This is a genomic window from Oerskovia sp. NPDC056781 (assembly GCF_042789955.1).
GTDB lineage: Bacteria > Actinomycetota > Actinomycetes > Actinomycetales > Cellulomonadaceae > Oerskovia > Oerskovia rustica.
In genome coordinates this window covers 1-8249 of sequence record NZ_JBHUAD010000182.1, presented here as the reverse complement: position 1 = coordinate 8249, position 8249 = coordinate 1, and the positions used below count along the sequence as shown (strand labels likewise).

The window sequence follows — 8249 nt, the reverse complement described above, 5'->3', positions numbered from 1 at the left end:
GGCTCACCTATGCGGCCACGGCCAGCTTGCGGGAGGTCACGACCGCGTCGGCGAGCCCGTACTCCACGGCCTGGTGCGCCGTGAAGATGCGGTCGCGGTCGGTGTCGGCGCGCAGCCGCTCGACGGTCTGGCCCGTGTGCCGGGCGAGGACGAGCTCGGTCTCCTCGCGCAGGCGCAGGATCTCCTGGGCCTGGAGCGTCAGGTCGGAGATGGTGCCCTCGGCACCGCCCGACGGCTGGTGCAGCAGGACGCGCGAGTGCTCGAGCACGAAGCGCCTGCCGGGCGTGCCAGCGGCGAGCAGCACCGCGGCGGCAGACGCGGCCTGCCCCATGCAGATCGTCGAGACGTCGCAGCGGATGAACTGGAGCGTGTCGTAGATGGCCATGAGCGCGGTGATCGAGCCGCCGGGGGAGTTGATGTAGAGACCGATCTCCTGGTCGGGGGCGTCCGACTCGAGGTGCAGGAGCTGGGCCATGACGACGTTCGCGACCCCGTCGTCGATCTCGGTGCCGAGGAAGACGATGCGCTCCGAGAGGAGGCGGCTGAAGACGTCGAACGCGCGCTCGCCGAGCGGGGTGCGCTCGACGACGGTGGGGATCGTGTAGCTGGACATCAGAGGCCGACCTTCCGGGAGACGGTGGTGGGGCGGACGTCGTCGACCGACGTGACGATGTGGTCGACCATGCCGTAGGCGAGGGCCTGCTCGGCCGTGAACCAGCGGTCGCGGTCGCTGTCCGCGGTCACGGTCTCGGTGGTCTGGCCCGTGTGCTCGGCCGTGAGCCGGTGCATGAGGCCCTTGGTGTACTCGAGGTTCTCGGCCTGGATCGCGATGTCGACCGCGGTGCCACCGATCCCCGCTGACGGCTGGTGCATCATGATGCGTGCGTGGGGGAGCGAGTACCGCTTGCCGGCGGTGCCCGTGCAGAGCAGGAACTGCCCCATGCTCGCGGCGAAGCCCATCGCGAGCGTGCTGACGTCGTTGGGGACGAGGCGGATCGTGTCGTAGATCGCGAGACCGGCGCTCACCGAGCCGCCGGGGGAGTTGATGTAGAGCGCGATGTCGGCGCGCGGGTCCTCCGCCGAGAGCAGGAGGAGCTGCGCGCACACGCGGTTCGCGACGGCGTCGTCGACGGCCGTGCCGAGGACGACGATGCGCTGGTGCAGCAGGCGGGACGCGAGCTGGTCGTCGAACGGGGACGTGGACGGCGGTGCCGCCTCGGACCGCAGGAGTGGTGGCTGGTTCGTCATGCCTCGACCTTGCCCCCGGTGAGGGGGGCGGGGCACCGGTATCTGCCCGGGGCGGATCTGCCGAGGGCAGAGGGCTGCTCCACCGTGGTCGGGCGCGGCGACGGGCCGTGGAAGCAGGTCAGGCGATCGGGCGGCCCGAGTGCAGACGGGCGGCGAGGCTGGCGCGGTCCTCGGCGGCGGCGTCGAGCCCGGCACGACGGGCGGTCCGCAGCGCGTGCGACGCGGCGCGGTGCTCACCCCACGTCGTGAGCCGGGCGCCGGCGGCGACGAGCAACCGGTCGCTCGGGCGCAGGGCGCGCAGCGACGGTGAACGGAGGTCCGAACGGGTCGGGGCGTAGGTGCTCATGAGGGGTTCTCCTTGCCGTTGATCAGGGGGAACGCGTTGAAGTGGACCTGGACGGGGCGGGCCCCGGGGGTGTCCTGCTGGCCGGCGAACCGGTCGAGGACCGTCTCGCTGAAGCGCTGCCACTCGGCCTGCACCTCCGCGAGCTGTTCCTTGGTGAGCCACATGTTGATCGTGGCGAGCGTCGCGCCGGACTCGAGCCAGGCGTGGTCGAGGGAGCGGGCGCCATCGAGGAAGTCCATGATCTTGCGCTGGCGCATGGCCTCGAACTCGCGGTTGACGGTGACCGTCGCGGTGAGGGTCCCGTCCCCGGCCTCGTCGTCGGGAAGCTCGATCGTGAACCCGCCAGGAGTCCTCTCCCACCAGCGCTCGCGCGCGGTGCCGCGACCCGGGACCTCCTGGACGAACCCGTGGCGCTCGAGCTGGCGCAGGTGATAGCTCGTGGCGCCGCTCGTCTCGCCGAGCAGCTCGGCGAGACCGCTCGCGGTCAGGGCGCTGTGGTGACCCAGCAGATCGAGGATCTGGATCCGCAGCGGGTGCGAGAGCGCCTTGAGGGCGGCGGGTCCGACGGCCCGCTGGGTGCGGGGGTCGGGCGCCTGCTCGGGGTCGTGGTTCGTGGGCATGACATCACCGTAGCGATGCAAAGGGATCTTTGCAAGAGTTTCTTTGCAACAAGTTCTTTGGAAGCGGCGCCCGGTCTGGGAAGCGCCTCAGTCCGCCGCGCCGTGCCCTCTGCGCTTGTACGCGTCCAGGTCGTCGTTGAGCCGTTCGAGCAGCTCGCCCAGCAGGGCGCGGTCGAGCCGGGACCAGCCGGCCAGGACCTCGGCGTAGAGCTCGCTGCGCATCTCGCGATGGTGGGCGAGGTCCTCGAGCCCTCGTGGCGTCGCCTCGACCAGGACGGCGCGCCCGTCGGCAGGGTCGCGCGTGCGACGAGCGTGCCCGGCCTTCTCCAGGGCGAGGACCTGCCGGGTCACGGTCGAGGCGTCGAGGCCCAGGTGGTCGGCGAGGGTGTTGACGTTCTCGGCGCCGTTGACGAGGAGGTCGTGGAGCAGGAGGTAGGCCGAGCGGTCGAGCGTGCCGGTCGAGGGGCCGCCCGCGCGGACGGACTGGGCTCGCCCGGCGGCCGTGGTGCGCTCGGCCCGACGCAGGAGCTGGGCGAGCTCGAGCTCGATGGCCGACAGCACCTCTCGCGCGGCAGGGTCAGGCCCGCCGTCCGGTCCCTCCGCCGGTCGATCCGTAGAACTGTTACCCCGAGCAACTGTCATAGGTGTATTCTACAGAGAGGTGCCTGCATGATGCAGGTAAATTTCGACCCGGCCTGCAGGGCCCGGTGGCCCGCCGGCAGCGGCCCGCGCACGAGCGCCCAGCAGCGCCCATCAAGACCCATCAGTACCGATCAGTACCGATCAGTACCCATCAAGACCTACGAGACCCGGGGGACGTGTGTCCAGAACCACCAGGAACGAGCCCAACAAGACCGCGATCTACGCGACCGCCCTCACCGCCTTCTTCGCCATCGCAGGCATCGCCGTGGTCGACCCGATCCTGCCGGTCATCGGCCAGGAGATCGGCGCAAGCACCTGGCAGATCGAGCTCCTGTTCACGGCGTACATCGCGGTCATGGCGATCGGCATGATCCCTGCCGTCCTCGCGACGGGGAGATTCGGCTACAAGAAGGTCCTCGGCGCGGGCGTGAGCCTGGTCGCGGTCGCGGCGATCCTCGCGGCGCTCTCGCAGAACATCGGGCAGCTCGCAGCGCTGCGTGGCCTGTGGGGGCTGGGCAACGCGATGTTCTTCGCGACCGCGATGGTCCTGCTCGTCTCGCTCGCCAACGACCGTGAGTGGGTCGTGGGACTGTTCGAGACGTGCGTGGGCCTGGGCTTCGCGGTCGGCCCGCTCATCGGAGGCCTGCTGGGACAGTTCTCGTGGCGTATCCCGTTCCTCGCGTGCGGCCTGTTCATGATCGTGGCGCTCGCGCTGTCGATCACGCGTCTCAGGGACCCGGCCGAGAAGCCCGTCCCGCTCCACGTGGGCCAGGTCTTCGCGCTCTTCCGCAAGCCGGGCTTCCGGGCGCTGTGCATCGTGACCGCGGCGTACAACTTCGTGTTCTTCATCATCCTGGGCTACACCCCGGTGTTCCTGGGGCTCGACGTCATCCCGCTCGGACTCGTCTTCACGGCATGGGGCATCGGTCTCGCGTTCGGCATCCTGGTCGTGGGGCACAAGCTCGCGCACACGGTCGGCGCGGTCCAGACCATGGGGATCGCGGTCGTCGGGGTGCTCCTCGCCACGGTCGCGCTCGCGCTCGACCTCGGCACGGCCGGCTCGATCGTCGTCCTGGTCGTCGCGGGAGTGTTCATGGGCATCGCCAACGCGAACCTCACGGACCTCTCGCTCGCGCTCGGCAGCCCGGACCGTCGCGTGACGACGGGCGCCTTCAACCTGGTCCGGTGGGGCTTCGCGGCTCCGGCCCCCGTGATCGCGGGTCTGCTCCACCCGGTCGGCCTCACGGTCCCGTACTGGGTCGGTGCGGGAGTGCTGCTCGTCGGGGTGGTCGCGTTCCTCGCGACGGCGCACCGGATGGCGGGCGAGCTGGGGGAGTCGGTCCTGTGGTCGCGCTGGAACCGCCGGGCCCGGGCGGTCGAGGGGACGCCCGAGGAGGCGTTGGGCGAGATCTGAGCGGGCGGTGAGCGGCGTCGTCGGGCAGGTGTGCGCAGGCCCGACGGCGACGCTCGCCTCCCGCCTAGGCCTCGCCCGGGGCCCCTGCGGCCGGGCCGCCCTCGGTGCTCGTGCTGCCCTCGACCTCGTCGCCGCTCTCGCGCACGACGCGCAGCAGCCCCGCGAGCCCGAGCCGGAGTCCTTCGAGCTCGTCGAGCGTGAGGCGTTCGAGCGTCTCGGGTCCGGCCGGTGCGTCGCTCGCGACGATGCTGCGCACGGCCTCCGCCCCGCGCTCGGTCGCGGCGACGAGCCGGACCCGCCCGTCCTCCGGGTCGGGGCGCCGGGAGGCCATGCCCGCGGCCTCCAAGCGGTCGACGATCCCGGAGATCGTGGCGGGGCTGACGCCCAGGACGTCACCCAGGTGGGCCGTGCTGCGCTCGCCGTCGATGAGCAGGATCCCCAGGGCGCGCATCTGCTGCGCGGTCAGGCGGGTGCGCATGAGCGGTTCGAGGCGCCGTGCGAGCACGAGCTCCTGGAGAGCGTGCTGAGCGTCGATCAGCTCGCGCTGGAGCCGGGCGCGATCGCCAGGGGGGTCCGATGTCACGGCGAGACTCTATCGGAGGGGTCCTCGGCGGCGGTCGAGGGGCCGCGGGAGGCCCGACCGGTCCGCGAGACGCGGGAACTCTCCCGTTTTGCTTAGCGTTAGGCTAACGACTCTGCGACGACGACGTCGTGACCATCCACCGTGCCCTGGAGGCCCCGTGTTCCGTCTCGCCCGAACGTCGTTGGCGAACCGCGCCGTCGTCGCGCTCGCCACGATCGCGATAGCCGTGTTCGGCATCGTCAGCATGGGATCGCTCAAGCAGGAGCTCATCCCGAGCCTGCAGATCCCCACCGCTGCCGTCGTCGCCGTGTACCCCGGATCCGCCCCCGCGATCGTCGAGCAGCAGGTCACCGCACCGCTCGAGACCGCCGCGCGCGGGGTCGACGGCGTCGAGGACGTCACGTCGAGCTCGTCGACCGGCATGTCCGTGACGACCGTCCAGTTCACGTACGGCACCGAAATGGACCTCGCGGCGCAGCAGCTCCAGACGGCGGTCACGCGCGTGAGCAGCCAGCTGCCCGCCGACGTCGACCCGACCGTCGTGACCGGTTCGGTCGACGACCTCCCCGTCGTCCAGCTCGCGGTCTCGGGCGGCGCCGACGAGACCGCGCTCGCGGACACCGTCAACAGCGTCGTCGTGCCCGCACTCGAAGAGGTCGCCGACGTGCGCAGCGTCGCGGTCAGCGGCATCGCCGACCAGCAGGTCACGATCGACCTCGACGTCGCGGCCCTCGCCGCGGCCGGGCTCAGCCCTGCCCAGGTCACCACGATCCTCCAGGACAACGGTGTCGTGATCCCCGCCGGCACGGTCGCCGCGGGCGACCGCACGCTGTCCGTCCAGGTGGGCACGGCCGTCACGAGCACCGACGACCTGATCAACCTCCCGCTCGTCGCCGCGCCGTCCGCGGCCGCGCCCGGTGCGGCACCCGTGACCCTCGGCGACGTCGCCACGGTCACCGTGGCCCCGCAGCCCGCGACCTCCTACTCGCGTCTCGACGGCGAGCCCGCGCTCGCGGTCGCGATCACCAAGACCCCGGCGGGCAACACGGTCGAGGTCTCGCACGCCGTCCAGAGCGCGATCGAGGACATGAACGGCGCTCTCGAGGCCAAGGACGTACGCGTCGAGGTCGTGTTCGACCAGGCGCCGTTCATCGAGGAGTCCATCGAGGGCCTCGCGACCGAGGGCCTGCTCGGCCTGGTCTTCGCGGTCGTCGTGATCCTGCTGTTCCTCACGTCGCTGCGCTCGACCCTCGTCTCGGCCGTCTCGATCCCGCTCTCGCTGTTCGTGACGTTCATCGTCATGAACGCGACCGGCTACACCCTGAACATCCTCACGCTCGGTGCCATGACGGTCGCGATCGGGCGCGTGGTCGACGACTCGATCGTCGTCATCGAGAACATCAAGCGGCACCTGTCCTACGGCGAGCAGAAGACTGCCGCGATCCTCAAGGCGGTCAAGGAGGTCGGCGGCGCGATCACGGCCTCGACGGTCTGCACCGTCGCGGTCTTCCTGCCCATCGCGCTCGTGGGCGGCATGGTCGGCGAGCTGTTCCGCCCGTTCGCCATGACCGTCGCGATCGCCATGGCCGCGTCGCTGTTCGTCGCCCTGACGATCGTGCCCGTGCTGGCCTACTGGTTCATCAAGGCGCCCGTCGTCCCGGCCGACCCCGAGCAGGCCAAGGTCCTCGCGGACCAGGCGCGCGAGGTCGCCGAGGCCAAGGAGCGTCGCGGGCTGTGGCAGCGGGGCTACCTGCCGACGCTGCGCGCCGCGCTGCGCCACCCCGCGATCACCCTGACCATCGCGGTCGCGGTCCTCGCGGGCACGGTCGCGCTCGTGCCGCGCCTCGAGACCAACTTCCTGGGCGACTCGGGCCAGGACACCCTGACGGTCACCGAGACCTTCGCCCCCGGCACGTCGCTCGCGACGCAGGACACCGCGGCCCGCGAGGTCGAGGAGACGCTCCTGGGCCTCGACGTGGTCGACACGGTCCAGACGACCGTGGGCTCGGCGGGCGGTCCCGAGGCCGCGTTCTTCGGTGGCGGCGGGTCGCCCCAGGCCACGTTCTCGCTTACGCTCGACGCGGACGCCGACGGCGTGGCGGCGCAGCAGCAGGTCCGGGACGCGGTCGCAGACCTCGGCGGCGAGGACTCCGAGGGCATCACGGTCGCCGGGGCCGACGCCGCGTTCGGCAGCTCGACGGTCGACCTCGTCGTCCGTGCCCCCGACACCGAGACGCTCGCCGCCGCGGCCGACCAGGTCCAGCAGGTCGCCGAGGACACCGAGGGTGCGTCTGAGGTCACCAACAACCTCGCGAGCGCCCAGTCCACGATCCAGGTGACGGTCGACCGGGACGCGGCAGCCGCCGTCGGACTCACCGAGACCCAGGTCGCGGGGACCGTCGCGAGCCTCATGTCGCCCTCGCCCGTGGGCACCGTGAACCTCGGTGACGGGCCCGTGCAGGTGCGCGTCGCCGTCGGGCAGGCTCCCGCCACGGTCGACGAGCTCCAGGCGCTCGTCGTGCCCACGGCCGCGGGCGTCGTCCCGCTCACGCAGATCGCGAGCATCGAGGAGGTCGACGTGCCCACCTCGATCTCGCGGGTCAACGGCGAACGCAGCGCGACCATCGCGGTCACGCCCGCGGGCCAGGACCTCGGCACGCTCACGACCGCGCTCACGGCCGCGATCGACGACCTCGAGCTGCCGGGCGGCGCGACCGTCGAGCTCGGCGGCGTCGCGACCCAGCAGGCCGACGCGTTCGCCGACCTGGGCCTCGCGCTCCTGGTCGCGATCGCGATCGTCTACCTCGTCATGGTCGCGACGTTCCGCAGCCTCCTGCAGCCGTTCATCCTGCTCGTGTCGATCCCGTTCGCCGCGACGGGCGCGCTGCTCCTGCTGCTCGCGACCGGCACGCCGCTCGGGGTGCCTGCCCTGATCGGCATGCTCATGCTCGTCGGGATCGTGGTCTCGAACGCGATCGTCCTGATCGACCTCATCAACCAGTACCGCGCGCAGGGCCGCGGGCTGGACGAGGCCGTGATGGAGGGCTCGCGCAAGCGACTGCGGCCCATCGTCATGACGGCCGCGGCGACGATCTTCGCGCTGACGCCCATGGCGATCGGGATCACGGGCGGCGGCTCGTTCATCTCGCAGCCGCTCGCGCTCGTCGTCATCGGCGGTCTCCTGTCCTCGACGCTGCTCACGCTCGTCGTGGTGCCCGTGCTCTACACGCTCGCCGAGCGTGCGGGGGAGAAGCGGGCGGCCCGGCGCGAGGCGAAGCACGAGGCGAAGGCGGCCGAGCTCGTGGGCCGGCACGCTGCGGAGGAGCCGGCGGAGCCTGCCGCGCGCGGCTGACCCGACCCGCTCCGGGACGTGAGAGGCCCGCCCGTTCCTCGAAC

8 protein-coding genes are annotated in these 8249 nt (G+C 71.6%); 2 read left to right on the top strand and 6 right to left on the bottom strand.

The window, feature by feature from the left end; translation table 11 throughout:
* Window positions 1-7: 7 nt before the first annotated feature.
* The 5 genes from ACFRCR_RS14315 to ACFRCR_RS14295 all read right to left on the bottom strand — a co-directional run bounded on the left by ACFRCR_RS14315 (window position 8) and on the right by ACFRCR_RS14295 (window position 2775).
* On the bottom strand, window positions 8-613 hold the full coding sequence (locus tag ACFRCR_RS14315) for a ClpP family protease (protein WP_377678433.1): 606 nt from the start codon (window positions 611-613) through the stop codon (window positions 8-10).
* The gene (locus ACFRCR_RS14310) at window positions 613-1248 is read right to left on the bottom strand and encodes a ClpP family protease (protein ID WP_377678431.1); all 636 of its coding nucleotides are present in this window, start codon (window positions 1246-1248) and stop codon (window positions 613-615) included. Before ACFRCR_RS14310 ends, ACFRCR_RS14315 begins: the two co-directional genes overlap by 1 nt.
* Before the next feature lie 118 nt (window positions 1249-1366).
* The gene (locus tag ACFRCR_RS14305; protein WP_377678430.1) at window positions 1367-1594 is read right to left on the bottom strand and encodes a hypothetical protein; all 228 of its coding nucleotides are present in this window, start codon (window positions 1592-1594) and stop codon (window positions 1367-1369) included.
* Window positions 1591-2214 carry an ArsR/SmtB family transcription factor gene (locus ACFRCR_RS14300; protein WP_377678428.1) on the bottom strand — a complete coding sequence of 208 codons (624 nt, stop codon included), beginning with the start codon at window positions 2212-2214 and terminating at the stop codon, window positions 1591-1593. Before ACFRCR_RS14300 ends, ACFRCR_RS14305 begins: the two co-directional genes overlap by 4 nt.
* 87 nt (window positions 2215-2301) lie before the next feature.
* Complete coding sequence (locus ACFRCR_RS14295) at window positions 2302-2775, bottom strand: MarR family winged helix-turn-helix transcriptional regulator (protein WP_377678427.1); 474 nt, start codon at window positions 2773-2775, stop codon at window positions 2302-2304.
* Between the two features lie 259 nt (window positions 2776-3034).
* On the opposite strand from ACFRCR_RS14295, the gene ACFRCR_RS14290 reads away from it, so the two are divergent.
* Window positions 3035-4270, top strand: coding sequence for an MFS transporter (locus ACFRCR_RS14290; protein ID WP_377678426.1), 1236 nt, complete (start codon window positions 3035-3037; stop codon window positions 4268-4270).
* Window positions 4271-4334: 64 nt separating this feature from the next.
* On the opposite strand, the gene ACFRCR_RS14285 is transcribed toward ACFRCR_RS14290, so the two are convergent.
* Window positions 4335-4853, bottom strand: a complete 519-nt coding sequence (locus ACFRCR_RS14285; protein ID WP_377678425.1) for a MarR family winged helix-turn-helix transcriptional regulator — start codon at window positions 4851-4853, stop codon at window positions 4335-4337.
* Between the two features lie 157 nt (window positions 4854-5010).
* On the opposite strand from ACFRCR_RS14285, the gene ACFRCR_RS14280 reads away from it, so the two are divergent.
* Window positions 5011-8205, top strand: a complete 3195-nt coding sequence (locus ACFRCR_RS14280) for an efflux RND transporter permease subunit (protein ID WP_377678424.1) — start codon at window positions 5011-5013, stop codon at window positions 8203-8205.
* The last annotated feature ends 44 nt before the right edge of the window (window positions 8206-8249 follow it).

Excerpts from the sequence above, each read along its gene's own strand:
- ACFRCR_RS14300 (WP_377678428.1), bottom strand. The coding sequence starts at position 2,214 with ATGCCCACGAACCACGACCCCGAGCAGGCGCCCGACCCCCGCACCCAG.
- ACFRCR_RS14315 (WP_377678433.1), bottom strand. The coding sequence starts at position 613 with ATGTCCAGCTACACGATCCCCACCGTCGTCGAGCGCACCCCGCTCGGC.
- ACFRCR_RS14310 (WP_377678431.1), bottom strand. The coding sequence starts at position 1,248 with ATGACGAACCAGCCACCACTCCTGCGGTCCGAGGCGGCACCGCCGTCC.
- ACFRCR_RS14305 (WP_377678430.1), bottom strand. The coding sequence starts at position 1,594 with ATGAGCACCTACGCCCCGACCCGTTCGGACCTCCGTTCACCGTCGCTG.